At 68.7% G+C, this 25,993-nt stretch carries 25 protein-coding genes; 15 read left to right on the plus strand and 10 right to left on the minus strand.

The genetic code is table 11. The annotated features are described in order from the left end of the window. Window positions 1-73 precede the first annotated feature (73 nt). Together ACLJQ7_RS31430 and ACLJQ7_RS31435 are read left to right on the plus strand one after the other, a co-directional pair. Entirely contained in the window at window positions 74-1,063 is a 990-nt protein-coding gene (locus ACLJQ7_RS31430; protein WP_410651776.1) for a D-2-hydroxyacid dehydrogenase, read from the plus strand. A gap of 7 nt (window positions 1,064-1,070) precedes the next feature. Beyond that, a complete protein-coding gene (locus ACLJQ7_RS31435; RefSeq protein ID WP_410651777.1) occupies window positions 1,071-2,447 on the plus strand; it encodes an amidase in 1,377 nt (458 codons plus the stop codon). Between the two features lie 51 nt (window positions 2,448-2,498). Here ACLJQ7_RS31435 and ACLJQ7_RS31440 read toward each other — a convergent pair whose 3' ends face one another. Together ACLJQ7_RS31440 and ACLJQ7_RS31445 are read right to left on the minus strand one after the other, a co-directional pair. Beyond that, window positions 2,499-3,719 (minus strand): MFS transporter, encoded by a 1,221-nt coding sequence (locus ACLJQ7_RS31440; protein WP_410651778.1) that lies wholly within the window; start codon window positions 3,717-3,719, stop codon window positions 2,499-2,501. Next, window positions 3,716-4,234: an ArsR/SmtB family transcription factor gene (locus ACLJQ7_RS31445; protein ID WP_410651779.1), complete on the minus strand. Its 519-nt coding sequence runs from the start codon at window positions 4,232-4,234 to the stop codon at window positions 3,716-3,718. The genes ACLJQ7_RS31440 and ACLJQ7_RS31445 overlap by 4 nt, the downstream gene beginning before the upstream one ends. A gap of 107 nt (window positions 4,235-4,341) precedes the next feature. On the opposite strand from ACLJQ7_RS31445, the gene ACLJQ7_RS31450 reads away from it, so the two are divergent. After that, the gene (locus ACLJQ7_RS31450) at window positions 4,342-5,316 is read left to right on the plus strand and encodes an aldo/keto reductase (RefSeq protein WP_410651780.1); all 975 of its coding nucleotides are present in this window, start codon (window positions 4,342-4,344) and stop codon (window positions 5,314-5,316) included. Here ACLJQ7_RS31450 and pqqB read toward each other — a convergent pair. From pqqB to pqqA, 5 genes are all read right to left on the minus strand, one after another. Continuing rightward, entirely contained in the window at window positions 5,313-6,170 is an 858-nt protein-coding gene (gene pqqB / locus ACLJQ7_RS31455) for a pyrroloquinoline quinone biosynthesis protein PqqB (RefSeq protein WP_410651781.1), read from the minus strand. The genes ACLJQ7_RS31450 and pqqB overlap by 4 nt on opposite strands. Continuing rightward, a complete protein-coding gene (gene pqqE / locus ACLJQ7_RS31460) occupies window positions 6,167-7,249 on the minus strand; it encodes a pyrroloquinoline quinone biosynthesis protein PqqE (protein ID WP_410651782.1) in 1,083 nt (360 codons plus the stop codon). Before pqqE ends, pqqB begins: the two co-directional genes overlap by 4 nt. Further along, window positions 7,240-7,512 (minus strand): pyrroloquinoline quinone biosynthesis peptide chaperone PqqD, encoded by a 273-nt coding sequence (gene pqqD / locus ACLJQ7_RS31465; protein ID WP_410651783.1) that lies wholly within the window; start codon window positions 7,510-7,512, stop codon window positions 7,240-7,242. The genes pqqE and pqqD overlap by 10 nt, the downstream gene beginning before the upstream one ends. Next, window positions 7,512-8,195, minus strand: a complete 684-nt coding sequence (gene pqqC / locus ACLJQ7_RS31470) for a pyrroloquinoline-quinone synthase PqqC (RefSeq protein ID WP_410651784.1) — start codon at window positions 8,193-8,195, stop codon at window positions 7,512-7,514. Before pqqC ends, pqqD begins: the two co-directional genes overlap by 1 nt. A gap of 83 nt (window positions 8,196-8,278) precedes the next feature. Then, complete coding sequence (pqqA, locus tag ACLJQ7_RS31475; protein ID WP_410651785.1) at window positions 8,279-8,386, minus strand: pyrroloquinoline quinone precursor peptide PqqA; 108 nt, start codon at window positions 8,384-8,386, stop codon at window positions 8,279-8,281. A 294-nt stretch (window positions 8,387-8,680) separates the two neighbouring features. Here pqqA and ACLJQ7_RS31480 point away from each other — a divergent pair, with 294 nt between their 5' ends. Then, entirely contained in the window at window positions 8,681-9,664 is a 984-nt protein-coding gene (locus ACLJQ7_RS31480) for a PQQ-dependent sugar dehydrogenase (RefSeq protein ID WP_410651786.1), read from the plus strand. A gap of 136 nt (window positions 9,665-9,800) precedes the next feature. Here ACLJQ7_RS31480 and ACLJQ7_RS31485 read toward each other — a convergent pair whose 3' ends face one another. Then, window positions 9,801-11,177, minus strand: coding sequence for a WS/DGAT/MGAT family O-acyltransferase (locus tag ACLJQ7_RS31485; protein WP_410651787.1), 1,377 nt, complete (start codon window positions 11,175-11,177; stop codon window positions 9,801-9,803). A gap of 95 nt (window positions 11,178-11,272) precedes the next feature. Between ACLJQ7_RS31485 and ACLJQ7_RS31490 the strand changes: the two genes are divergently transcribed. From ACLJQ7_RS31490 to ACLJQ7_RS31530, 9 genes are all read left to right on the plus strand, one after another. Next, a complete protein-coding gene (locus ACLJQ7_RS31490; RefSeq protein ID WP_410651788.1) occupies window positions 11,273-12,274 on the plus strand; it encodes a glutathione S-transferase family protein in 1,002 nt (333 codons plus the stop codon). Continuing rightward, on the plus strand, window positions 12,258-13,415 hold the full coding sequence (locus ACLJQ7_RS31495) for an NAD(P)/FAD-dependent oxidoreductase (RefSeq protein WP_410651789.1): 1,158 nt from the start codon (window positions 12,258-12,260) through the stop codon (window positions 13,413-13,415). Before ACLJQ7_RS31490 ends, ACLJQ7_RS31495 begins: the two co-directional genes overlap by 17 nt. Beyond that, window positions 13,408-14,031, plus strand: coding sequence for an MSMEG_1061 family FMN-dependent PPOX-type flavoprotein (locus ACLJQ7_RS31500; RefSeq protein ID WP_410651790.1), 624 nt, complete (start codon window positions 13,408-13,410; stop codon window positions 14,029-14,031). Before ACLJQ7_RS31495 ends, ACLJQ7_RS31500 begins: the two co-directional genes overlap by 8 nt. 334 nt (window positions 14,032-14,365) lie before the next feature. Then, window positions 14,366-15,997 (plus strand): thiamine pyrophosphate-binding protein, encoded by a 1,632-nt coding sequence (locus ACLJQ7_RS31505; RefSeq protein ID WP_410651791.1) that lies wholly within the window; start codon window positions 14,366-14,368, stop codon window positions 15,995-15,997. Continuing rightward, window positions 15,994-18,054 carry a hydantoinase/oxoprolinase family protein gene (locus ACLJQ7_RS31510; protein WP_410651792.1) on the plus strand — a complete coding sequence of 687 codons (2,061 nt, stop codon included), beginning with the start codon at window positions 15,994-15,996 and terminating at the stop codon, window positions 18,052-18,054. Before ACLJQ7_RS31505 ends, ACLJQ7_RS31510 begins: the two co-directional genes overlap by 4 nt. Then, the gene (locus ACLJQ7_RS31515; RefSeq protein WP_410651793.1) at window positions 18,051-19,748 is read left to right on the plus strand and encodes a hydantoinase B/oxoprolinase family protein; all 1,698 of its coding nucleotides are present in this window, start codon (window positions 18,051-18,053) and stop codon (window positions 19,746-19,748) included. The genes ACLJQ7_RS31510 and ACLJQ7_RS31515 overlap by 4 nt, the downstream gene beginning before the upstream one ends. Before the next feature lie 2 nt (window positions 19,749-19,750). Continuing rightward, window positions 19,751-20,536, plus strand: a complete 786-nt coding sequence (locus ACLJQ7_RS31520; protein WP_410651794.1) for an SDR family NAD(P)-dependent oxidoreductase — start codon at window positions 19,751-19,753, stop codon at window positions 20,534-20,536. A gap of 4 nt (window positions 20,537-20,540) precedes the next feature. After that, the gene (locus ACLJQ7_RS31525) at window positions 20,541-21,236 is read left to right on the plus strand and encodes a GntR family transcriptional regulator (RefSeq protein WP_410651795.1); all 696 of its coding nucleotides are present in this window, start codon (window positions 20,541-20,543) and stop codon (window positions 21,234-21,236) included. Window positions 21,237-21,460: 224 nt separating this feature from the next. Beyond that, a complete protein-coding gene (locus ACLJQ7_RS31530) occupies window positions 21,461-22,732 on the plus strand; it encodes an aspartate aminotransferase family protein (protein ID WP_410651796.1) in 1,272 nt (423 codons plus the stop codon). 5 nt (window positions 22,733-22,737) lie between these two features. Here ACLJQ7_RS31530 and ACLJQ7_RS31535 read toward each other — a convergent pair whose 3' ends face one another. Next, window positions 22,738-23,742 carry a GlxA family transcriptional regulator gene (locus tag ACLJQ7_RS31535; RefSeq protein WP_410651797.1) on the minus strand — a complete coding sequence of 335 codons (1,005 nt, stop codon included), beginning with the start codon at window positions 23,740-23,742 and terminating at the stop codon, window positions 22,738-22,740. Window positions 23,743-23,825: 83 nt separating this feature from the next. On the opposite strand from ACLJQ7_RS31535, the gene ACLJQ7_RS31540 reads away from it, so the two are divergent. Beyond that, window positions 23,826-24,701 carry an NAD(P)-dependent oxidoreductase gene (locus ACLJQ7_RS31540; RefSeq protein WP_410651798.1) on the plus strand — a complete coding sequence of 292 codons (876 nt, stop codon included), beginning with the start codon at window positions 23,826-23,828 and terminating at the stop codon, window positions 24,699-24,701. Then, window positions 24,698-25,189: a pyridoxamine 5'-phosphate oxidase family protein gene (locus ACLJQ7_RS31545; RefSeq protein ID WP_410651799.1), complete on the plus strand. Its 492-nt coding sequence runs from the start codon at window positions 24,698-24,700 to the stop codon at window positions 25,187-25,189. Before ACLJQ7_RS31540 ends, ACLJQ7_RS31545 begins: the two co-directional genes overlap by 4 nt. Before the next feature lie 137 nt (window positions 25,190-25,326). Here the strand turns inward: ACLJQ7_RS31545 and ACLJQ7_RS31550 are convergent, their stop codons facing one another. Further along, the gene (locus tag ACLJQ7_RS31550; RefSeq protein WP_410651800.1) at window positions 25,327-25,980 is read right to left on the minus strand and encodes a GntR family transcriptional regulator; all 654 of its coding nucleotides are present in this window, start codon (window positions 25,978-25,980) and stop codon (window positions 25,327-25,329) included. Window positions 25,981-25,993 lie beyond the last annotated feature (13 nt).

A 25,993-nucleotide genomic window follows, 5' to 3' on the forward strand; every position in this document is an offset into this window, starting at 1 on the left:
GTCACAGTCCGGTGCTCCGGGGGTCGTTCCTCGGATTGTTGACAATCATACGAGCCACTTTTACGGTGTCAACGTGATCGCCTCGGAGACCCCTGTGCTGGCGGTGCTCTGCGGAGACACACGCCCACCGGACATGCGCGCTATCGAAGACCGCGCGGTGGTTCGTTACACCGGTGAGGCCGGGCTGGCCGACGCGTTGTCCGGCGCCGACGCGTTCTTCGTTTACGACTTCCTTTCGACCGCCGTCCCGGGCGCCTGGCACGCGGCCGACAAGCTGCGCTGGCTGCACATCGCCAGCGCGGGCGTCGACCCCGTTCTCTTCCCGGGGCTGCAGGAAAGCGACGTCGTGCTCACCAACTCCCGCGGGGTGTTCGACGGGGCGATAGCCGAGTACGTCCTCGGGGTCGTCCTCGCGTTCGCCAAGGACTTCGTCCGTTCTTGGGACCTGCAGCGACAGAGGCAGTGGAAACACCGGGAGAGTGAACGGATCTCCGGCCGCCGGGTCCTCGTGGTCGGCACCGGGCCGATCGGCCGGTCGATCGCGCGGCTGCTGCGGGCGGCCGGGATGTCGGTGGCGGGCGTCGGACGCCGTTCTCGTGAGGGCGATCCCGACTTCGGGGACGTGTACGCGTCTTCGGATCTGGCCCGCCATCTTCCCGGGGCGGACTACGTCGTAGCGGTCGCGCCACTGACCGAGCAGACCAGAGGCATGTTCGACGCCGAGGCCTTCGCCGCGATGAAACCCGGCGCACGGTTCGTCAACGTCGGCCGCGGCGAACTGGTCGTCACCTCGGACCTGATCGGCGCACTGCGGGACGGGCCGCTCGGCGGCGCGGCGCTCGACGTCTTCGACACCGAGCCGCTGCCGTCCGATAGTCCTTTGTGGACTATGGAGAACGTGCTGATCTCGCCGCATATGTCGGGTGACTTCGTCGGCTGGCGTAATACTCTGGTAGAGGTGTTCGCGGACAACTTCCGTCGCTGGCGCGCGGGGGAGCCACTGCGCAACGTCGTGGACAAGCAGCTCGGGTACGTGCCGTCGGAGACGCTTCGCCAAGGTTAGGGGCCGGATGAACGACACCAAGTTGACCGCGAGCGAGCTCGTCGCCGCGTACGCCACCGGGGAGCTGTCGCCGGTCGAGGCCACTCAGAGCGCCTTGCGTGTCATCGAAGAACGCGACGGCGAGACGAACGCCTTTTGCCTGGTCGACGCCGACGGCGCGCTCGAACAGGCGAAAGCGTCCGAGATCCGCTGGCGCGACGGCAATCCGATCGGCTGGCTCGACGGTGTACCGGCCTCGATCAAGGACATGTTCCTGACCCAGGGCTGGCCGACGCTGCGTGGTTCGCGGTGCATCGACCCCGACCAGCCGTGGGACGTCGACAGCCCGGTCACCGCGCGACTGCGCGAGAACGGCTTGGTGCTGCTGGGAAAGACCACGACACCGGAACTGGCGTGGAAGGGTGTCACCGACAGCACGCTGACCGGGATCACCCGTAACCCGATCGACCCCTCGACGACGGCGGGAGGGTCCAGCGGGGGAAGCGCCGCGGCCGTGGCGGCGGGGATGGGAGAACTCTCCGTCGGCACCGATGGCGGCGGCTCGATCCGGATACCGGCCTCGTTCTGTGGAATCGTCGGCCTCAAACCGACGCACGGCCGGATCCCGCTGTTCCCGGCGAGCCCGTTCGGCCCGCTCTCGCACGCCGGTCCGATGGCGCGTTCGGTCGACGACACCGCGCTGCTCCTCGACGTCCTCGCCCTGCCGGACCATCGGGACCCGGCCGCGCTCGCCCCGCCGGTTTCGACCTATCGCGAGGCCGTCCGCCGGGACGTGCGCGGGCTGATCGCCGCCTATTCGCCGACGCTCGGCTACGTCGACGTCGACCCGGAGGTCGCGGAGATCGTCAAATCGGCGGTCCGGTCGCTGGGTGACGCGGGCCTGCACATCGAAGAGACCGATCCCGGCTTCGCCGACCCGAAAGCGGCCTTCGACATCCTGTGGTCGACGGGGGCGGCCAAGTGGCTGGACACCTTCCCCGCCGGTTCGGAGACGAAGGTCGATCCCGGGCTGCGGAAGGTGTGGGAACTCGGCAAGACCTTCTCGGCGAGCGACTACCTCGGCGCCAACGCCGAGCGGGCCGCGCTGGGCATCCTGATGGGCGAGTTCCACACGCGCTACGACGTGCTGATCACGCCGACCCTGCCGATTCCCGCCTTCGAGGCCGGGCACGAGGTGCCGCCGGGCAGCGGGTTGAGTGGCTGGCCGGACTGGACGCCGTTCACCTACCCGTTCAACATGACCCAGCAGCCCGCCATCAGTGTGCCGGCGGGCCGCACCTCCAGCGGTCTCCCGGTCGGCTTGCAGATCGTCGGCCCGCGGCACTCCGACGACCTGGTGCTCGCGGTCGCGAAGCTGCTCGAGGAGATCCGCCCCTGGCCGTGACCTGCGGAAAGGGAGCAAGGGACCTTTGCTATCACTTTTCTGGGCCGTGGATCAGGGCTGCGCGGCGTAGGACTTACGGACCAGCCCGCGCACCTGGCCGCTGCACAGCGCGAGACCGGTGGCGACCACGACCAGCGCGGCGCACGCGAGCAAGGTCGTGCTGACCCCGAAGTGCTGCGCGGCGGGCCCGGCCGCCATCTGGCCGAGGGGCAGGGCGATGAAGGAACCGAGCATGTCGTAGGAGTAGACGCGCGCGAGTTTGTCCTCGGGCACGTTCTCCTGCAGCGAGACGTCCCACGCGACCACGAACTGCTCGATCGCCAGCCCGGAGACGAACATGGCCATCAGCAGCAGCGGCAGCAAGGGGGCCTCGCCGAGCAGGATCAGTGGTGGCGCTTCGAAAAGGATCACCGCGACGCCGACGAACAGCGCGCGCCGCGGTTGCCATCGGGCCACGAGGATCCCGCCGACGAGTGAGCCGATGGTCTGCGCGGCGAGGGCGAATCCCCAGCCGGAGCGGCCGAAAGTGCTGTCGGCGACGACGGGGCCGAGCACCGCGATCCCACCGGCGATGACGGCGTTCACCACCATGAACTGCACGACCACGACCCACACCCACGTCCGCGACCGGAACTCGTGCCAGCCTTCGACGAGTTCCGCCAGCGGGCGGCTGCCGGGGATCCGTTCCCGCCGGCTGAGGCGGATGCGTCGGTAGGACAGGGCGGAGCCCAGGAACAGCAGCGCGTTCCCGCCGAGCGCCCAGCCGGGGCCGACCGCGGTGACCAGGATGCCGCCGAGCCCGGCGCCGGTGATCCGGCCGGAGTTCGACAACAACCTGGCCAGCGCGTTGGCCTGGGCGAGAAGAGTGGTGGGCACCGTCAGCGGGGTGAGCGACGCCGACGCGGGGGCGGAGATCGCGGCCACCGCGCCGTTGACCACGCTCAGGCCGACCAGCAACGGGATCGACGCGAATCCACAAAGGACGCTCGCCGCGATGACCGCCTGGGTCACGGTGGCGGCGACTTCGGTGCCCTGCAGGATCACCGACCGCGGTAGCCGGTCCGCCAGCACCCCGCCGAACAGCAGCAGGACCACGCTCGCCACGGATCGCGCGCCGACGACGATGCCGATGTCGACGGCCGAACCGGTCAGGTCGATCACCGCGAACGCGAGCGCGAGCGGGGCGACGGCGTTGCCGAACTCCCCGAACGTGCGGCCGCCGATCAGCCAGCGGAAGTTGTGATGGCGCAGGGGTTCGCGCAGGGACGTCACCGTCGCCTCATTTCGAACAGCGAGACCGTCGCGCTGACCGGGATCGTGCCCTTGGTGCGGGGCGGCTTCGCGGCCGAGTGCAGGAGTTCGCTCAGTTCGCGAGCGTGTTCGAGCGCCTTCTCCCAGGTCTCGCGGTCGACCCACATCTCCGCGTCGCTCGTCGACCCCGGTTTGCCGGGAACGCGGAATTCGCTTCGGCGCTTGAGTTCTTCGGCGATCGTCGCGATGAGAAGCTGTTCCTCCCGCGGATTCGCCGACGTGAACCGCGCCCCGGACTCAGGATCGTGCCGGTAGCGTTTCGCCAGACCGCCCCGGATCCGGACCTCCTCGGCGACGTCCAGCAGGCCGGCCTCGTGCAACCGCCGCAGGTGATAGCTGACATTCGCTTGTGTCTCACCGAGTTCGCGCGCGGCTTCGGCCGCGCTCATCGCGGCACCGGTCAAAAGGGACAGAATGCGCAGCCGGACGGGGTGGGCGAGGACGCGCAGCTCGTCGAGGCCGGGGGACTCGGACATGAGACGAGTATCGACTGCCGGGACGCAAACCGTCAAACAGTTATTTGGGGGTTTCATTGGCCGGGAGATCCGGTGCGGTGATCCGATGTCTGTGCTCTGCTGGAGACATGCGTACGACGACATTGGGCAGGAGCGGTCTCGAGGTGTCGAGGATCGCTTTCGGCACTTGGCAACTCGGCGGCGACTGGGGTTCGTTCGATGAGGACGCGGCGATCGCGGCGATCCACCACGCCCGCGAACTAGGGGTGAACTTCTTCGACACCGCACAGGCCTACGGTTTCGGCAAGTCCGAAGCGATGCTGGGGAAGGCACTGCGCGAGGAACTCAAACGCGACCGCGACAACCTCGTCATCGCCACGAAGGGCGGCATCAAGCCGCGTTCCGAACGGCCGCGCGATTCGCGGCGCGAGTGGCTGGCACAGGGTATCGAGGACAGCCTCCGTTTCCTCGACGTCGACCACATCGACCTCTACCAGATCCACTGGCCCGATCCCGATGCTCCGGCGGAGGAGACGGCCGGGATCCTGCAGGAGTTCGTCGATTCCGGCAAGATCCGGCACGTCGGTGTCTCGAACTACGACGCCGCGGGGCTCGCCGCCTTCGACAAGAACCGGCCCGTGGAAACCCTGCAGCCGCCGTATCACCTGTTCCGCCGCGACATCGAGACCGACCCTCTCCCGTACGCGCGCGAGAACGACATCGGCGTGCTCGTGTACAGCCCGCTCGGCAGTGGGCTGCTGACCGGAGCCTTCACGCCGGAGACGACGTTCGAGAAGACCGACTGGCGTTCACGATCGTCGGCGTTCACCGGCGAGACCTTCCGGCGCAATCTCGCCGTCGTCGACCGGCTCAAGGAATTCGCGGCGGACAAGGGAATCTCCGTCAGTCAGCTCGCGATCGCGTGGACCCTCGCCCAGCCGGGTGTGCACGTCGCGATCGTGAGCGCGCGCAAGGCGGCCAACATCGAGGCCAGTCTCGCCGCCGCCGGCATCGACCTGACCGTGGACGAACTCGCGGAGATCGACCGGCTCACCGCCGACGCCGTTCCCGTGTCGGGCGCGAGCCCCGAAGGCGTCGCCTAAAGCCTGTATTCGGTACCGTCCAAGGGAAGCGACGCGCCGCCGTCCAGTACGGCGGCGTGTTCGGGCGACGCGGGATCGATCACCGGGTTCGTGTTGTTCAGGTGTGTGTACGCCCACCGCGGGCCGGGCCGGAGCTTCGCGAGACTGCCGGTGATCGGCAGATGACCCATCGCCGGTTGAGCGCCGGCATCGGCCGCGGTGGCGCCCGACATCTCGTCCGGTGCGTAGAAGGTCCCGTCCAAGAGCACCAGACCGGCGTCGCGAGTGAAGTCGTCGAACCCGTCCGGCCAGCTCTTCAAGCAAGGCGCGTACACGAAGACGCCGCCGGTCTCGACGTCTTCGATCCGGTACGCCACCACCCAATGACCGTCCTCAGTGGACGAACGCGCGTACTTCGGTCGCTTGTCGCTCACCGGAAGCACGCTCACCCGGAGACCGTCGATGGAGACATCCGAGGACGGCAACCACTCCCAGCCGCCGTACCCGTCGATGATCGACCGCGCGGGGAAGTGCTCGGACAAGGCGCCCAGCACGGCGTCCGGCGCCCACACCGGCAGGCCGCCCGCTTCCCGCAGGAGGAGCAGACCGAGCGAATGGTCGAGTTCGGCGTCGGTCAGCAACACCCCGCGCAGCGGGATCTCCCGCGGCCCGGGACCGGCGCGCAGCGCCTGCGTGGCGAGGATCTGCGCGCGGATGTCCGGTGACACGTTGAGCAGGTACCAGCCCTCGCCGTCCGCGCTCACCGCGACACAGTCCTGCGTCCGCGGCGGCGCGTCCGAAACGCACAGCGCGCAGGCGCAGTTCCACTGCGGGAAACCGCCGCCCGCCGCGGTGCCGAGCAGGATCACCCTCATCGTGGCGTCCGCATCACGAGTTCGTCCGTTTTCGCCTGCGTGGCGAGAATGAGGTCGACGACCTCCCGATGCGGCGAACGCGAGCACACCGGGTCCGTCGCCGACGCGTCACCGGTGAGCTGGAACGCCTGGCACCGGCAGCCGCCGAAATCGATCGCGCGCCGATCACACGTGCCGCACGTGTCGGGCATCCAGTCCTCGCCGCGATAGGCGTTGAAGGAACCGGATTCGTACCAGATCCACGCCAGCGGCTTGTCCCGCACGTTGTCGAATTCCAGTGTCTCGATCGCCGTCGAGGCGGGGCACGGCAGCACGTTCCCGTCCGGCGCCACGGTCAATTGCCGTGCGCCCCAGCCGTACATGCACGGCTTCGGGTACTTCTCGTAGTAGTCGGCGACGACGTAGATGATCTCCATGCGATCACGCAGGCGTTCGGTGGCCGCGCGCACGATCGGCTCGGCCTCGTCGAGTTGGCGCCGGGTCGGCATCAGGGCGTCACGGTTGCGCAGGGCCCAGCCGTAGTACTGCGTGTTGGCCAGTTCGAGCCGGTCCGCGCCCATTTCCTCGGCCAGGTCGATGATCCCGGCCAGTTGATCGTGGTTCTGCCGGTGCAGGACGACGTTCACCGAAAGCGGCAGTCCGGCCTTCTTGATCAGTTCGGCGACGACCAGCTTCCGGTCGTGTGCCCGTGCTCCGGCGAGCCGGTCCGCGCGTTCGGCGGTCGCGCCCTGGACGGACAGCTGGATATGCGCGATGCCGCCTTCGACGAGATCGTCCAATCTGGACTCCGTCAGCCCGAGCCCGGACGTCACCAGGTTGACGTAGCACCCCAGTTTCGTGGCGTGTTCGACCAGAATGGGCAGATCCGGCCTGGCGAGCGGCTCGCCGCCGGACATGTGCACCTGGAGCACCCCGAGTTCCCGCGCCTGGGTGAGCACGGAAAGCCATTCCTCTGTGGACAGTTCGCCGTCGCGGGTGATCAGCTCGACCGGATTCGAGCAATACGGGCAATGCAGCGGGCAGCGGTGGGTCAGTTCGGCCAGCATGCCCAGTGGCGGTTGCGCGGCTTTCAGGTCCATTCGACGATCCGCCGTTCTCCCAGCCGGGACAGGACGTCCAGGATCTCTTCCTCGCGCACACCGGTGTAGCGTTCGCGCAACGCCGAAGCGATTCCCGCCACGTCCACGACGCCGTCGCAGAGGGAGAGCACGGCCGCGGCGGTCGGATTCGGGACGAGCACGCCTTCGGGGAACAGGAGGACGTGCGTTTCCCTGGTCTGGTCGTAGCTCAGCCGGACCCCGCGTCGCAGCCGCGGCACCGAATCCGGTTCGAGGGTGGTCATCACTTCTCCTCGGCCGCCGCGCGCTCGATGGCGTCGAGCATCGACCAGAGCACGTCGGTCTTGAACGACAGCGCGGCGATCGCCTTGTCCTGCTGCTCGCGGGTGACGGCGTGCCGCACGACGATGTCGAGCGTGTCCTTGCCCTCGCCGGAGACCTTGTCGATGCGATTGGTGAAATACGCGAGGTCCTCCGGCGCGATCCACGAATAGTTCGCCAGCATGTCGGCGACCCGCCGCTGCATGAGATGGCCGGCGAACATTTCGGTCAGCCCCGAAGCGACCGCTTCGAGCCAGGGGCTCGTGCGAGCGAAATTCACGTAGGCGTCGACGGCGAACCGTACGCCGGGGGCGACGTGCCGCTGATCGAGAACCTCTTCACGGTCGAGCCCTACCGCTGTACACAAACGGAGCCATCGCTCGATTCCGCCGTCACCGGCCTGCGTCCCGTCGTGGTAGACGATGCGGTCGAGCCATTCCCGGCGGATCTCCGGCAACGGGCAGTTGCTGATGATCGCCGCGTCCTTCTGCGGGAGAACGCACTGGTAGTACCAGCGGTTCGCGGCCCAGATCTTCAGCTCGTGCGCGGACAGGCCGCCGTCGTGCATCCGCACGTGGAACGGGTGGGTGCCCCAGTAGCGGTGCGAAAGCCCGCGCAACGCCGCGATGAACTCCGACGACGACATGAGGGACACCGTGCTGCCTCCGGGGGCTCGCTGATCGGGACGGCGGCGGTGGTGGGGGACGCCCCCCACCACCGAAAGCGGATTCAGTCCTCCATGCGGGCCGCGTAAGCGGTGACCTCCATGGGGGTTTCGTATTCGACGAAGTCGGGGGTAGACCATACCTCGATCATTTCTGCTCCTAACGTCCACATGGGATCGAACAGGGCCGAGCCACCGTCACCCTAGAAGCGCGTCGCCGATTCTGACCAGACGCAAGAACCGACTTCCGGCGGCTTTTTGTAAAGTTTCCTACCTATGGCCGATCGAGCCGGGCCGGTCGTCACGCTCGGCGCACAGAACGGTTAACGACCGGTGCCGCCGATAGCCCGTCCAGTGGTGTCCGTTTCGTCCCACGGTGTGTTTCTATCCAACTCGACGGGTGTACCCCGACCACCCGCCTACCGCCGCCATCCGAGCTCCAGGGGTGTAGCTGAAGGAGGCGTCCCATGTCCTTACGTCGTATTCTCGCCGCCACGTTCGCCGCGGCGACGGCCGTTTCGATCGCGGCCGTCCCGGCGGCCGCCGAAGCGCCGTCGATCCAGGCGATCAGACAGCTCGCGAGCGGCCTCAACCAGGCCTGGTCGATCGACTTCCTGCCCGACGGCACCGGCGTCTTCACGCAGAAGGACGCCAGGACGATCAGCAAGATCGACAAGGCGGGCAAGGTCACCACGGTCCAGACCGTCCCCGGGGTGAGCGTCACCGCGGAGGCCGGTCTGCTCGGCATCGCCGTCTCGCCGAATTACGCCACAGACCAGACGGTCTTCATTTACTACACGACCAGTTCCGACAACCGGATCGCCAAGCTGAAGCTGGGTCAGACGCCGACACCGATCGTCACCGGGATCCCGCGCGGTTCGCAGTACCACCACGGCGGGCGGATCCGGTTCGGCCCGGACGGCTACCTCTACGCGGGCACCGGCGACGGCCAGAACGGTGCCAACGCGCAGAACAAGAACTCTCTCGGCGGCAAGGTCCTGCGGGTCACCACCGACGGCGCGGCCGCGCCCGGCAACCCGTTCAACAGCCGCGTCTACTCCTACGGCCACCGCAACGTCCAGGGCCTGACCTGGGCGAACGGCCAGCTGTACGGCTCCGACATCGGCGCGAACCGGCTCGACGAGCTGAACAAGATCGAGCCGGGCAAGAACTACGGCTGGCCGACCTGCGAAGGCCCGTGCAACACGGCCGGGATGACCAACCCGGTCAAGTCGTGGCCGACGTCTTCGGCGACGCCGAGCGGGCTCGCGGCCTACAAGGGCTCGCTGTACATGGCGTCCCTCAAGGGTGGCACGTACAAGCTCGACCTGAATGGCAACGGCGGCAAGCTCTGGACCAACCTCGGCCGCACCCGTGACGCGGTCGCCGGCCCGGACGGCCAGCTGTACACGATCACCCCGGGTGCCCTCTACGTCTCCGACGGCAGCTAACGGTCAAGGGTCTCGCCCGGCGGAGACTTCACCGGCTCAGCCTCTTTCGAGCCGGAGGCCCACGAAAACGTTTCGCGGGGCGCCATGTACGAGAACGTGAGGTTCTTGTGGCCAGGTGCCCCGCGGAACGTTTTCGTCAGCTGCGCCCGATGGACACCGCGTGTTCGAGTTCGGCGAGCGCGGTGTCGAGGTGGGTCAGGATGCGCTGCAGATGCGGCACGCTCCGGCGGCAGCCGGTGATGCCGAAGTCCAGGTCGTCCCCGTTGCTGGTCAGCGTGATGTTCAGCGCCTGCCCGTCCAGCAGCACCGACGCCGGATAGATGCCGTCGAGCGCCGCGCCGTTCCAGTACATCTGCTTGCGCGGCCCCGGAACGTTGGAGATCACCAGATTGAACGGCGGTTTCGTGTTGTTCACGAAGCCCGGGATCGGGGACACGCCGAGCTGGGCGACGTTGATGCCCGACAGCAGCAGCGTCTGCAGCGGGGTCAGCTCCGAGAAGAGCTTCTTCCCGTTCCGCATGGACGCGTTGATCGTCGCCAGCCGGGCGGCCGGATCGGTCAGATGGGTGGCGAGGTTGCACAGCAGCGCGCCGATGTTGTTCCCCGCCGCGTCCCCGCTGTCCTTGCGCCGCAAGGAAACCGGGACCATCGCGGTCAGCGGCGCGTCGGGGAGCGCGTTCTGTTCCATCAGGTAGTCCCGCAGCGCGCCCGAGCACATCGCGAGGACGACGTCGTTGCGCGACACGCCGGTGGCGGTCGCCACCTTGCGCACCCGGTCCAGCGACCACGACTGCGCGGCGAACCGGCGGGCTCCGCCGATCGGGACGTTGAACATCGTCTTCGGCGCCTGTGACGGCAGGGTGAGCGTGTGCTCCTGGAACGCCTCACGCGCCACCTTCATCGCGGCGGGCGCGATGCCGGCGAGCTGGTTGACCGTCTTGCCGAAGGTGTTGAACACCGAGGGCGACACCTTGCCGTTGCGGCCCCCGTCCGGTTTGGCGCGGCGCCCCCACGGCGGCGGGCAGTCGAGGTCGAACGGGTCGTCGGACAGCGTGCCCTGCAGGTGGCGCAGTGCCGAGACGCCGTCCATCAGCGCGTGGTGGATCTTGCTGTAGATCGCGAACCGGCCGTCCTGGAGGCCCTCGACCAGATGGATCTCCCACAGGGGACGATGCCGGTCGAGCAGGGTGCTGTGCCAGCGTCCGGTCAGCTCCAGCAGTTCGCGGATCCGGCCGGGCTGCGGCAGTGCCGAATGCCGGAAGTGGTAGTCGAGTTCGAGATCGTTGTCGGTCGCCCACGCGACGTGGCCCGCGGTGTTGACCGGCCGGGCTGGGCGGCGCCGGAACACCGAGCGCATGTTGTCGGAATCGAGCAGGCTCTTGCGGACGTCACGCAGATAGTCGGGGCCGGCGCCCTCGGGTTTCTTGAACAGTTGCAGTCCGCCGACGTGCATCGGATGTTCGCGCGTCTCCACGAGAAGGAACATCGAGTCGGTCACGGGCATGAACGGCATCGTCGGACCACCTTCCGCGCGGCGGCGTGCGAACACGCCGGGTGCCAGAGTCTACGCACACCGAAACCACCTTCTCACGCTTTAGGGTGGCTCACATGACGATCCCGACCGATCCGCAGACTGGTGAGTTCCGTCGGTCCGCCAACCATTTCGACGCGCGTGTCACCGCCGACGGCCGCGACGGCTGGCCGGTGGAGGCGGGGAGATACCGGCTGGTGGTCAGCCGGGCCTGTCCCTGGGCCGGCCGTGGCCTGGTCGTCCGGCGGCTGCTCGGCCTCGAGTCCGCGCTGAGCGTGGCCGTCGCCGATCCGATCCAGGACGAGAAGAGCTGGCGGTTCACCCTCGATCCCGATGACCGGGATCCCGTGCTCGGCATCAAATACCTGGCCGAGGCCTATCACGCGGCCGATCCGCACTACATGGGCGGGATCAGCGTTCCGGCCATTGTGGACATTCCGAGCAAACGGCTGGTGAGTAACGACTATCCGCAGATCACCCTCGATCTGTCCACCGAATGGACCAGCCTTCACCGGCCCGGCGCGCCCGACCTTTACCCAGAGCGACTTCGCGGCGAGATCGACGACGTCAACGCGGGGGTCTACGCCGATGTCAACGCCGCTGTGTACCAAGCCGGTTTCGCGACCAAGCAGGCCGCGTACGAGGATGCCTACACCCGGCTTTTCGCCATGCTGGACGCGCTTTCCGACCGGCTCGAAAAGCAGCGCTACCTCGTCGGTGACACGATCACCGAAGCGGACATCCGGTTGTTCACCACGCTCGTCCGCTTCGACGCCGTCTACCACGGGCACTTCAAGTGCAACCGGAACAAACTGACCGAAATGCCGGTGCTGTGGGCCTATGCCCGTGACCTCTTCCAAACGCCGGGCTTCGGTGACACCGTCGACTTCGACCACATCAAGCGGCATTACCACGCGGTGCACGAGCAGCTGAACCCGACGCGGATCGTCCCCTTGGGACCGGATCTGTCCGGCTGGACGAAACCGCATCACCGGGAGCAGCTGGGCGGTCGCCCGTTCGGCGACGGCACGCCGCCCGAGGACGAACGGATCGGGGACCCGTATGGAGCCACTTCCTGAACGCGCCGACGTCGTCGTGATCGGCGGCGGCATCATCGGGGTCGCCTGCGCGTACCGGCTCGCCGCCGCCGGCGTGTCGGTCCTGCTGCTCGAACGCGACATCCTGGGCGCGGGCTCGACGGCGAAGGCGGCGGGCGGGATCCGGTCGTCGTTCACCACCCGGGTCAACATCGAGATCGGGCTGCGCGGGCTCGCCGAGTACGCCTCCTTCGCCGAGACGTACGGGACCGAGATCGACTTCCGCCGCGACGGCTATCTGTACCTGATCACCGACCCCGCGGACCTGCCCGAATTCGAACGCTGCGCCGAACTGCAGAACTCCTACGGCGTCCGCAGCCGTCTCGTCGAGCCCGCCGAAGCGCGGCGGCTCTCCCCGCTGATCGACACCGAGGGCGTCGTCGCCGCGCTGTGGTCGCCGGACGACGCGAAGGCGACTCCGGACGCCGCCGTCCAGGGCTACGCGCGGGCGGCCCGCGGGCACGGCGCGGTGCTCAGGACCGGCGTCGAAGTCGTCGGGATCGAACGCGACGGCGACCAGATCACCGGCGTCCGGACCGGCGACGGTTTCGTGCGGACGGACGCGGTCGTCTGCGCGGCGGGCGCGTGGTCGGGCCGGATCGGCGAACTCGCCGGTGTCGACCTCCCGGTGCGGCCGTTCCGGCGGCAGGTCGTGTTCACCGGACCGGTCGCGGATCTGCCCGGATCCGTGCCGCTGACCATCGAGATGCCGTCCGCCTTCTACTTCCACCGCGAGGGCCTCGGCCTCGCGATGTCCTTCTGCGACGGTGCCGGCGACCCCGGCTTCGACACCCGCTATCAGCCGGGCGAGTGGCTGCCGAAACTCGCCGAGATCGCCGCGCGCCGGGTGCCCGCGGTACTCGACGCGGGGATCCGCGGCGGCTGGGCCGGGCTGTACGAGGTCACTCCCGACCGCAACCAGATCGTGGGGGAAAGCGTCCAGGTGTCGCGGTTCTTCTACGCGACCGGCTTTTCGGGACACGGGTTCCAGATGGGTCCGGCGGTGGGGGAACTCGTGCGGGACCTCTACCTGGGGCGGGTCCCGGCCATCGACATCAGCGGGCTCGACGTCCGCCGGTTCGCCGGCGACCGGGCCGTGACGAGGGAGCACAACATTGTCTGAGTTCGTCGAGGTCACCACCGAGGCCGAGCTGCGCGAGATCCTGCCGCCACCGCTGGAACGGACGGCGAACAAGGCGCGCCCGAAGCTGCACGAGATGGACCGGCAGTGGCTCGCGGAGTCACCGTTCGTGCTGATCGCGACGTCGGCGGCCGACGGCACTTGCGACGTCTCGCCGAAGGGCGACCCGGCCGGGTTCACGCTGGTGCTGGACGACACGCGGATCGCCATCCCGGAGCGTCCCGGCAACCGGCGCGCCGACGGGTTCCACAACGTGCTGTCGAATCCGCACGTCGGGCTGATCTACCTCATCCCGGGCCGCGGTGACACGCTGCGGATCAACGGCCGCGCGCGGCTCGTGCGGGAGGCACCGTTCTTCGACGACATGGTCGTGAAGGGCAGCAGGCCGAAGCTGGCGCTGGTCGTCGACATCGACGAGATCTTCCACCACTGCCAGAAGGCGTTCATGCGGTCGAAGCTGTGGTCGCCGGAGAGCTGGGCGCCCGACGCGCTGCCGTCGCGGGCGGCGATCTCCCAGACCTTCGAGCGGCCAGAGGATTCCCTGGCCGACCTCGAGGCGTATTACGCTCCCGCCGCCTACTCGGCCGGGTTGTACTGAGCTCGTGAGTGGTAAGGCAAACGTGTCGTGTCGGGTGGTAGGTCCGTGAAGGCCTCCTTGAGGGACCTAGAGTCCCTCAAGGAGGCCTTCACGGACTTTCAGGGCCGGGCAGGACGTCACAACTGTCGCAGTGTCACCAGGGATCACACCGGCGAGTGGTGAAGGGCCCCTTCCTTACCATCAGGGTAGGGAAGGAGGCCTTCACGGCCAGCCGTAACCGTGACAAGAGACCGCCACGCCATATTTGACTTACCCCTCGATAACCGTCCTTACCACTCACGAGGCCGACCGCGGTGGTTGCTGGATCGTTGAACGATCTGGCACTATCGGCGGAGTGCCTGCACCCACCGGAGCCCAGCATCTCGCCGACGCGCTGACCGCTCTGGGGACCGAAGTCGTCTTCGGTCTCCCCGGGGTGCACAACCTGCCGTTATGGGAGGCGCTGGCCGATACCGACATCCGGCTCGTCGGGGTCCGGCACGAGCAGACGGCGGGGTACGCCGCCGACGGCTACGCCCGCGCCACAGGGAAGCTCGGCGTCGCGCTGGTGACCACGGGGCCCGGCGCGGCGAACACGCTCGCCGCCGTCGGCGAGGCCATGGCGTCGGCCGCGCCGGTGCTGATCATCGCGACCGACATCCCCTCCACGCTGCGGCGGCCGGGTGTGGTCCGCGGCGTCCTGCACGAGACGTCGGACCAGCAGGCGATGTTCGCGCCGGTCACCAAGGCCGGCTTCACCGTCACGAGCGCCGACCAGGTCGCCGCCACCCTCCACCGCGCGGCCAGGCTCGCGCTCCAGCCGCAGAGCGGGCCGGTGTACCTCGGCATCCCCGCCGACTTCCTGTCGGAGCGGACGCCCGCGCGCCGCCCGCCGCGGTCACACGCCCGGCCGTCCGAGATCCCGGACCTCACCGAGGCCGAGGCGCTCCTGGCCACCGCGGACCGGCCGCTGATCTGGGCGGGCGGCGGCGCGCTGCGAGCCGAGGCGGGTGAGGCGATCGGGAAACTCGCCGAACGACTGGCCGCGCCGGTGCTCACCACGTTCGGCGCTCGCGGGCTCCTGTCGGTCGATCATCCCTGTCTCGCCCCGAATCCGGTACACGCGCCCGAGGTCGGCGCGTTGTGGGACGAGGCCGACGTCGTGCTCGCGATCGGCACCGACTTCGACGGGCTGATGACGCAGAACTGGCTGATGCCGCAGCCGAAGAAGCTCATCGCGATCAACGTCGACCCGGACGACGCGGCCAAGAACTACCGGCCGGACATCACGCTGGTCGGTGACGCCAGGGTGCTCGTCGAGGCGCTGAAAGTCGAGGAACGGCCGGGTATCGCGGCTCTCGTCGGCAGGCTCGCCAAGGTCTCCGCCCGGGTCCGGCGGCGGATCAAGGAGGAGGAACCGCAGGCCGCGGACCTGCTGTCCACTTTGGACGAGGTGTTGCCGCAGGACGCGGTCGTGGTCGCGGACATGTGCGTGGCCGGGTACTGGATCGGCGGGTTCCATCGCGTCCGCGCGCCGCGCAAGCTCGCGTACCCGATGGGCTGGGGCACGCTCGGTTACGGCTTCCCCGCCGCGCTCGGCGCGGGCGCCGCGGGCGCCGGCCGCGCGATCTGCGTCAGCGGTGACGGCGGTTTCCTGTTCGGCTGCGGCGATCTCCACACGCTGGCGCAGGAACAGCTGCCGGTCACGGTGATCCTCGTCGACGACGGAGGCTACGGAATGCTCCGCTACGACCAGGATCGCGCGGGCCTGCCGCGTCGCGGGGTCGACTGGGACAGTCCCGATTTCGTCGGCCTGGCGAGGTCGTTCGGGGTGCACGCGGACCGCGTCTCCGGATTCGGGCGCGCGTTCCGGCGATTGCTCGGCGAATTCGTCGAGTCCGACGAACCCAACGTGCTGGTCGTGCGTGCGAAGATGGCTCCGCCGCTCAACACCTCGCCGCGCTGGTATCGCAAGGAATCCCCGTGACCGGGCTCCGCGTCGGCGTGGACATCGGTGGCACGTTCACCGATCTCTGCGTGCTCGACGAGACCGGGATCGTGGCCGTCGGCAAGGTGCTGACGACGCACGACGAGCCCGCCCGTGCGGTCGAAGAAGGTCTCAAGAGGACACTCGACGACGCCGGGCTGGACGTGGGTGACGTCGAGCATTTCGTGCACGGCACGACACTGGTCACGAACGCGCTGATCGAACGCAAGGGAGCGCGCACCGCCCTGCTGGCGACGGCCGGTTTCCGCGACGTGCTGGAGATGCGGCGTGAGCACCGGTACGAACTCTACGACCTGCTCATCGAATTGCCGACGCCGCTGGTGCCACGGCACCTGCGGTTCGACGTCCCGGAGCGGATCCTCGCCGACGGTACCGTCCACACAGGACTGGACGAAGACTACGTCGCGCGGCTCGGCCGGGAGCTCGACACCCGGGGCATCGACGCGGTCGCGATCTGTTTCCTGCACGCCTTCACGAATCCCGTGCACGAAAGGCGGGCGGCCGAGGTGCTGCGGAAGGTCGCGCCCCGGTTGCGGATCGCGCTCTCCAGCGAGGTCGTCCCCGAAATCCGCGAGTTCGAACGGATGTCGACCACGGTCGGATGCGTCTATGTCCAGGACCTCACCGAACGTTATCTGCGTGACCTGGAAAGACGCCTGCACGAGGCCGGGGTTCGGCCATCGCCGCACATCATGCTGTCCAACGGGGGTATCGCGACCGTCGACACCGCCGCCCGCTACCCGATCCGCATTCTCGAATCCGGGCCGGCGGGCGGGGCGCTGGCCGCGTCCGCGATCGGGTCCGCGGCGGGGATCGAGGATCTGCTGGCCTTCGACATGGGCGGCACGACGGCGAAACTGTGCCTGATCTCCGGCGGCGCGCCGCTGGTGACGCACGAGTTCGAAGTGGACCGGAAGTACCGGCTGCTGCCGGGATCCGGGCTGCCGGTCAAGGTACCGGTCACGGACATGATCGAGATCGGCGTCGGCGGCGGTTCGATCGCGCGGATCGACGCGCTCGGCCTGCTCACCGTCGGCCCGGATTCGGCGGGGTCCGAGCCCGGCCCGGTCTGCTACGGGCGAGGTGGCACCGAGCCGACGGTGACGGACGCCGACCTCGTGCTCGGCTATTTGGATCCGGAGTATTTCCTCGGCGGCGGAATGGCTTTGGATCTCGACGGCGCGCGCGAGGCGATCCGCTCGAAGATCGCCGGGCCGCTCGGCATCAGCGTCGAAGAGGCCGCCTGGGGCATCCACACCAGCGTCAACGAGGACATGGCGAACGCGGCCCGCGTCCACGCCGTCGAGCGCGGCAAGGATCCGGCGAAGCTGCCGATGTTCACGTTCGGTGGCGCCGGTCCCGTGCACGGCGTCGGGGTGGCGCGGGCGCTCGGCGCGCCCGAGGTGGTCGCGCCGCCCGCCGCCGGAGTGCTCAGCGCGGCGGGATTCCTCACCGCGCCACTGGCTTTCGACTTCGTGCGTTCGGTGCGCTCCGCGGTGCTCGACCTTTCCTGGGAACAGGTCGGCGCGCTGTTCGGAGAGATGGAGACCGAGGGCGCGGAGCTGCTGGAGAAGTCCGGAGTGGACGGTTCGGACGTGACGCACCGCCGGATCGCCGAGATGCGGTACGCCGGGCAGGGCTATGAGATCCGCGTGCCGGTCGAGGGCGGGGACTGGCCGGCATCGCTGATCGACGCGTTCACCGAGACCTATCGGACGCTGTACCGGCGGACCGGCCCGGACGTCGCGATCGAGGTGCTGAACTGGCGCGTCGTCTCCAGTGGCCGCGCGCCCGAGGTCACGCTGAAACTCGCGGGCGCCGCGGCCGAGGGCGACGCGCGCAAGGGGAGCCGTCCCGCGTACTTCCCCGGCGAAGGTGGATTTGTCGACACGGCGGTGTTCGACAGGTACCGCCTCAAGCCGGGTGATCGCGTCGAAGGACCGGCCATTGTGGAGGAACGAGAGTCCACTGTGGTCGTTCCGCCGGGTGCGCGCTGTGTTGTCGGTGAAGACGCCAGTCTGGTGGTGACGGTATGAGCGTGGACCCGATCCTGGTGGGGGTGCTGGGCAAGCGGCTGCACTCCATCCTGGCCGAACAGCAGAACGCGCTCGTCGACACGGCGTTCTCGTCCGTGGTGCGGGAATCACTCGACCTCGCCTGCGCGGTCTTCGACTCCCGCGGCGAGATGATCGGGCAGTCCGTCGGCGGAACGCCCGGCCATATCAACGCGATGGCGACCGGGATGCGTCATTTCGTCGCCGCGTACCCGCCGGAGACGCTGGAACCCGGCGACGTCCTGCTCACCAACGACCCGTGGCAGACGGCCGGGCAGATCAACGACATCACCGTCGCGACGCCGGTGTTCCTGCGGGGACGGCTGGTCGCCTGGTTCGCTTCCTGTTGCCACGCCCCGGACATCGGCGGGCGGCTGGTCTCCGCCGAGGCCCACGAGGTCTTCGAAGAGGGACTGCGCCTGCCGATCATGAAGTTCCTCCGCGCGGGCGAGGTCAACGCGGATCTCGAACTGCTGATCCGCGCCAACGTCCGCACTCCCGAGGAGACCATCGGCGATCTGTACGCCCAGGTCACCGGCAACGAGGTCGGTGCGGCCGGCCTGGTGCGGCTGCTGGAGGAATTCGGCCTGGACTCGCTCGACGACGTCGCCGCGGAGATCATGAACCGCTCCGAGCGGGCGCTGCGGGACGCGCTGGCGAAACTGCCGGACGGCACGTATACCAGCGAATTGGCGACAGACGGTTTCGACGACGAAGAAGTCGTCCTCAAGGTCGCCGTGACCATCGACGGTCAGGACATCCACCTCGACTTCGCGGGATCGTCGCCGCAGAGCCGCCGCGGGATCAACGTCGTCCTGAACTACACCAGGGCATACGCGTCGTTCGCGGTCAAAGCGGCGATCTCGCCGGAGGTGCCGCACAACGCGGGTTCGTTCCGGCCGGTGCACGTCACCGCGCCGGAGGGCTCGGTGCTCAACTGCACGCCGCCCGCGCCGGTCGCGTCCCGGCACCTGATCGGGCACTTCCTGCCTTCGCTGCTGATCACGGCCCTGCCCGGTAACGCCATGGCGCACAGCGCGGACGCGTTGTGGATGACGATCTGGCGCGGGGCCGACGCCGAGGGCCGCGCGTTCATGCTGAACGTCTTCCAGACCGGCGGTATCGGTGCACGGTCCACAAAGGACGGACTGAACACCACGGGATTCCCGAGCGGACTGCGGTCGACGCCGACAGAGGTCATCGAGACGATGGCACCGCTGATCCAGCGTGAACGCGCGCTGCGCACGGATTCCGGCGGCGCCGGACGGTGGCGTGGCGGCCTCGGTCAGCGCACCACCATGGCCGCCCGCGGCGAGATCTCGTGGAGTGTCAACGGAAACGTCGACCGGGTGCTGCGGCCGGCGGCCGGGGTGGACTCGGGACACGACGGCGCGGTGGGCCGGTTCGAGCTGGCCCGCGGTCCCTTGCCGTCGAAGAGCCGGGTGAACCTGCGGCCCGACGACGTGGTGAACGTGATCCTCCCGGGCGGCGGGGGTCACGGCGACCCGTTCGAACGGGACCCGGAGGCCGTGCTCGCCGACGTCGTCGACGGATACATCTCGGTGGAAGCGGCGCGCGAACTGTACGGCGTCGAGGTCACCTATCACGGAGAACCCGGTGCGCTGGTGCGCCTTCCGGAGGACTACACAGCGGTTTCGTCAAGAGGGAAGAGATGAGCATGGGTCGGCTGGCCGGCAAGGTCGCGGTGGTCTTCGGGGGCGCGAGGGGTATCGGCCTCGCCACCGTGAAGGAGTTCGTCGCCGAGGGCGCGACCGTGTTCTCCAGTGACATTCGTGAACCCGCGGAAGCCGTCGAAGGCGCCCGTCAGTCCCTGGTGGACGCCACCGACGAAGGACAGGTCGACGAATTCGCGCGCGGCGTGGTCGCCGAAACCGGGCGGATCGACGTGTTGTTCAACAACGTCGGCGTCCACCTCGGGAAACCGCTGGTGGACACGACGCTGGCGGAGTTCGACGACCTCTTCGCGCTGAACGTGCGCGCGGCCTTCCTCGGCACGCGGGCGGTACTGCCGCACATGATCGCGAACAAGGCGGGCAGCATCGTCACGACGTCGTCCAACGGCGGGGTGATGGGCCGCCCCGGCGACCCGGTGTACAACGCCACCAAACACGCGCTGGTCGGCCTGACCAAGTCGATCGCCGTCGCGCACGCGCACCAGGGCATCCGCGCGAACACGGTCAACCCTGGCGCGATCGACACGGACATGCTGCGCGGCACACTCACCTCGCCGGAGGACTTCGAAGCCGAGCAACACCAGTTGACCGCGAGCACCCCGGCGGCGCGGGTCGGCGAGGCGTGGGAGGTCGCGAAAGCGGTGGTCTTCCTGGCCAGCGACGAATCCCGGTTCGTCAACGGGGTCGCGCTGCCGATCGACGGCGCCAAGGCCGCCGGTGCCATGCCAGGCAACCGGTACAGTCTCGACTTCGAACTCGGTGTCAGGTAGCGCCATGTCCACCTCTGCCGCCGAGGAGACGCTGGCCCGCGACAGACCGTTGCTCGAACGGAGCGGGACAGCGGAACGGGTCGCCGAGATCCTGCGCCGGCGCATCACCGAAGGTGTCTTCCCGCCCGGGTCGAGGCTTTCGGAACCGTCGATCAGCGCCGCGCTGGGCGTCTCGCGCAACACCCTGCGCGAGTCCTTCCAGCTCCTGGCGCACGAACGGCTCGCGGTGCACGAACTCAACCGCGGCGTGTTCGTGCGGGAGCTGTCCGTGCAGGACATCTCGGATCTCTACGTGATGCGGCGGGTCACCGAATGCGGTGCGCTGCGGCGCGCGGCCGAGCTGTCCACTGTGGACTTGTCGGCGATCGCGGCCGCGGTGCGAGACGGCCGGGCCGCGGCCGACGAAGGTGACTGGCAAGCCGTCGGAACCGCGAGTATCGCTTTCCACCAGGCCGTGGGCGACCTGGCGGGCAGCGAGCGGGTCAGCACGACGATGCGTCAGGTGCTGGCGGAGACGCGGCTCTTCTTCGTACTGGCGGAGAACACGCGTGCGTTCTTCGAGCCGTTCCTGGAGCGGCACGAGCGGATCCTGCGGGATCTGGAGCGGGGGCGCTTCGGACCGGCTGAGACGGCGCTGGAGAAGTACTTGCGGGATGCGGAGAAGCAGCTTCTGGCCGCTTACGACAGACGGGAGGCGTGAGGGCGCTTTCCAGGCGTTGCGAAAGCCACTTTCGCAACACTGAAGGTTGCGAAAGTGGCTTTCGCAACCTTCCGGTGGGGCCGCGGGTAGGTTCCCGCGGCCGATCCTGGGGTGACAGGTCGGACAGGTCGGACAAGTCCGAAGCGCGAACTGTGCACGATGGAGTGTTCGCGTTCCGGCCGGATCCGGGTGAGGATGGGGGCACGAGCACGAGGAGGAAGATCATGGTTTCGTCGGCGTCCGCGCGCAATCCGCTGTGGCACCCCTTCGCGGACATGGGAGCGGTCGACGGCGACCGGCTCGTCATCACCCGCGGCGAGGGTTCCTACGTCTGGGACGACGAGGGCAAGCGGTACTTCGACGCGACGGCGTCGCTCTGGTACGCGAACTTCGGGCACGGGCGCGAGGAGATCGCGCGGGCCGTCGCGGACCAGCTGCGGACCCTCGATTCGTACAACCTGTTCGGCTACAACGCCAACGAGCCCGCGCTGAAGCTCGCCGAGCGGGTCTCCGCGCTGGCGCCCGAACCGGGCTCGAAGGTGTTCTTCGGTTCGGGCGGCGGCGACGTCATCGACACCGCGGTCAAGATCGCCCGTTCGTATTTCGCGCACACCGGGCGCCCGGAGAAGGTGCACGTCATCGGCCGGGTGCAGGGTTACCACGGCACGCACGGTTTCGGCACGGCCGTCGGTGGTATCGCGGCCAACGCGGCGGGCTTCGGGCCGCTGCCGGGCGACATCTCGCACGTACCGTACGACAGTGCCGAAGCGCTCGAAGCGGAGATCCTGCGGGTCGGGTCGGAGCGGGTCGCGGCGTTCTTCTGCGAACCGGTGATCGGCGCGGGCGGCGTCCTGCTTCCCCCGGACGGGTACATCGAGACGGTCGCCGAGATCTGCCGCAAGCACGACGTGCTGTTCGTCGCGGACTGCGTGATCGCCGCATTCGGGCGATTGGGTACCTGGTTCGGGATCGACCGGTGGGCCGTGAAACCGGACATGATCACGACCGCTAAGGGCATCACCGGCGGGACGATCCCGCTGGGCGCGCTGATCGTCGCGCCGAGGGTGGCCGAACCGTTCTTCACCGGCTCGCCCGGTGCGCCGGTGCTGCGGCACGGCGCGACCTACGCCGGGCATCCGGTCGCCTGCGCCGCGGGAAACGCGACGCTGGACATCTATGAGCGCGACGGGCTCATCCCGCGCGGGCGGGAACTGGAGAAACCGCTGGCGGACGCGCTTGCCGGGCTCGCTTCGCATCCGTTGGTGGCGGAGGTCCGGGCCGGGCTCGGCTTCCTCGGCGCCGTCGAGCTGAAGGCCGAAGTCGTCGAGGCGAACCCCGGCGCGGCGAACCGGTTGCAGCGGCTGGCGCGGGACGAAGGCGTCCTCGTGCGGAACCTGGCCAAGGGGATCGCGGTGTCACCGCCGCTGATCGCCGGCGAGACCGAGCTCGACGTGCTCGCGACGGCTTTGCCGCGTGCTCTGGACAAGCTCGCCTAGGTGAGTCATCCCGCGGCGGCGATCACCTGTGGCTGCCGCGGGAACGCGTTCCGGTAGGCGCCGGGCGAAACACCGACCTGCTTGAGGAAGTGGTGGCGCAGGTTGTTCGCGGTGCCGAGCCCGCTGAGCTCCGCGATCCTCTCCACCGGCAGGGCGGTCGATTCCAGCAGGCTCTGCGCCCGCGAAAGCCGCTGGGTCAGCAGCCATTGGAGGGGCGTCGTGCCGGTCGCCTGCTGGAGGCGCCGGTAGAACGTCCGGCGGCTCATCATGGCGCGCCGGGCGAGATCTTCGATCGTCAGCGGCCGGTCGAGATGTGCCCTCGCCCAGTCGAGCACCGGTGCCAGCCCCTGGTCGTCGGTGGCCGGAACGGAAAGATCGATGAACTGGGCCTGCCCGCCCGGCCGGTGCGCGGGCACGACCATCCGGCGGGCCAGCTGGTTGGCCACATGTGCGCCGAGATCGCGCCGGACAAGATGCAGGCACAGGTCGAGGCCGGCGGTCATCCCGGCGCTGGTGAGCACGTCGCCGTCGTCCACGTAGAGCACGGAGTCGTCGACTTCGACCTCGGGGAACCGCTCGGCCAGCTGTGCGGTGTGCATCCAGTGCGAGGTCGCTCGACGGCCGTCGAGCAGCCCTGCCTCGGCGAGCGCGAAGGCGCCGGAACACAGCGAGACCATCCGCGCGCCCGCGTCGTGGGCGCGCCGTAACGCGCTGATCAGCTCGGGTGAGACCGGCGCGCCGTCACTGAGGACCTCGTCCGGGACCGACGACACGATGACCGTCCCGGCGCCGACGATGTCGTCGAGCCGGTACGGGGTGCGCAGCGCGAACCCGAGGGCCGCTTCCGCGGCGCGGTCACCGGTTCCACACAGCCGCAGGTCGTACCAGGGATCGGCGAGATCGGGCTGGGGCATCCCGAAAACAGTGGCGGGAATGCTCACCTCGTACAGGTCCCAGAAGGCGATCCCGATCTCCTCGGGGACGACCAGGGCGACCGAACCAGCGCTCATGGCCACAGTCTATGGCACGAATTTGGTGCTTCCGGTCATCAGTGTCACTGGCAGCGGGGAGTGCGGGCCAGCAGGCTGGTCACATGAGTACGACACCTGAGCGAGTCGCCGTGATCGGCCTCGGCAACCTGGGCCACGCGCTGGCTGAAACCTTTTTGCGCCAAGGGATTCCCACGACCGTATGGAACCGGGACGCCACCAAGGCGGACGCGCTCGTCGCGGACGGCGCGACGGCGGCGGCGACCGCCGCGGAGGCGATCGCGGCGAGCGACCTCGTGATCGTCGCGCTGCTCGATGCCACCGTCGCCCGGCAGGTCCTGACGACCGCGGGTGCTGCCGTCGCCGGGCGCGCGCTGGTCAACGTCACCTCCGGCGGGCCGGAGGACGCGCGGGAACTGGCCACCTGGGCGGCTGGACACGGCGCGCAGTACCTGCACGGAGCCGTCTACGCGGTGCCGCAGACGATCGGCACCGCCGGATCGTCGATCAGCTACAGCGGTGCCGAGGCCGTTCACCGCCGTTGGCAGCCGACGCTGGATCTGTTGGGTAAAGGCACTTTCCTCGGCGCCGACGCCGGTCTCGCGTCGGGCTACGACGTCGCCATCCTGGCCGGGATGTACGGCATGATCGGCGGTTTCCTGCACGCCACGGCGATGGCGTCGGCGGCAGGGGTGCGCGCCACCGAGCTGACGCCGATGCTGCTGTCCTGGCTGGCGGATTCGTTCCCGGCGCTGACCACCTTCGCCGAGGAAATCGACCGCGGCGGATACACCGGTGGCGAGTCCAGCCTGGCCATGAACCAGGCGGGACTGAACACGATCATCCGGGCCAGCCGGGCGCTGGACGTTCCGGCGGACACCCTGCTTCCGATCAAGGACCTGATCGACCGGCAGATCGAGGCCGGACACAGCGCGGCCAGTCTTTCTCGCGCCGTCGAGTCCTTCCGGAGCGCCGCATGAGCACGACGACCCGGGACTTCGGTGAGCTGGAAGCCGAGTTCGACACCTACGTCGGAGCCATCAACTACGCCACGATGGTGACCGTCGACGCCGAGAACCGCCCGCGAACCCGGGTGCTCATCCCGGTGTGGGAGAAGGTCGACGGTCTTCCGCTCGGCTGGCTGGCCACCTTCCGGACCCCGGTTAAGGCGGCTCATCTCGAAGGCAACCCGCACACCAATTTCTCTTACTGGGCACCGGGGAACAACTCGGTGGCGGTCGACGCGGTGGCCGTCTGGGACAACGAGCCCGCCGTCAAGGAGCATGTGTGGGACCTGTATCGCAAGACCAGCCCGCGCGGCGCCGGCTACCCCCTCGGCAGTTTCTGGCAGTCTCCGTCCGACCCGCGGTTGCACGTGTTGCGCCTGACGCCGTGGCGGATCCAGGTGATCCGCGGTGCCGACCTGCGCAGCCGGATCTGGCGAGCGGACGGGGAGCACCGAAAGTGACGGGCCTCCAAAGGTGTCTCAGTACCTACTGACTACCGGCTGCGGTTTCGGTCCGTGAAGGCCTCCTTGAGGGACTCTGGGTCCCTCAAGGAGGCCTTCACGGACAGCGAGAACCATCCCTGGTGGAACCAGGAGCGTTAGGCGGGGAGTATCCGGAAGAGCCGCTCTCGCGCGATGTCCATGCGTTGTTTGAGCTGATCGCACGCGGCGTCGAACTCTCCCGCGCGGAGCAGGTCGACGAATTCCCGGTGGTTGGCGATGACGATCTCACCGTCGGGACGGCCGGCCGCCAGGGTGGCCAACCGGGCTTCCACCATCAGTTGCCGGTGCAGCGCGACCAGCTTCCGGGAACCGGTCAGTGCGACGACGGCCGTATGGCACGCCGAATCCAGGTGGCTCTGCGACAGGGGATCGGAAGTGACCACCGAGGATTCGAGCGCCTCGATGCTCCGGTCGAGTGCTTCCCGGTCCTCGAGCGCGGCGGTGGCGAACGCGCGGGCCCCGGCCGTTTCGAGATGGAACCGGGCCGTGTAGATCTCCACCAGCTGGGCACGGTCGATCCGGGTGACCGCGAGTGCCACGCCGCGGCCTTGCCGTTGGACGACCCCTTCGTTCTCCAGCCGGAGCAGCACCTCACGGACGGTCGGCCGCGCGATGCCCAGCCACTCACTGACCTGCCCTTCCGGCAGCGGGGTGCCCGGAGCGAGCGAGCCGTCGATGATTTCACCGCGGAGCTGCTCCACGGCCTGGTCCACCAGGCTCTTCGGCTTCAGTTTGTTGGCTGGGCGCATCGGTCCCGATCTT

The organism is Amycolatopsis sp. cmx-4-54 (assembly GCF_046548895.1).
GTDB lineage: Bacteria > Actinomycetota > Actinomycetes > Mycobacteriales > Pseudonocardiaceae > Amycolatopsis.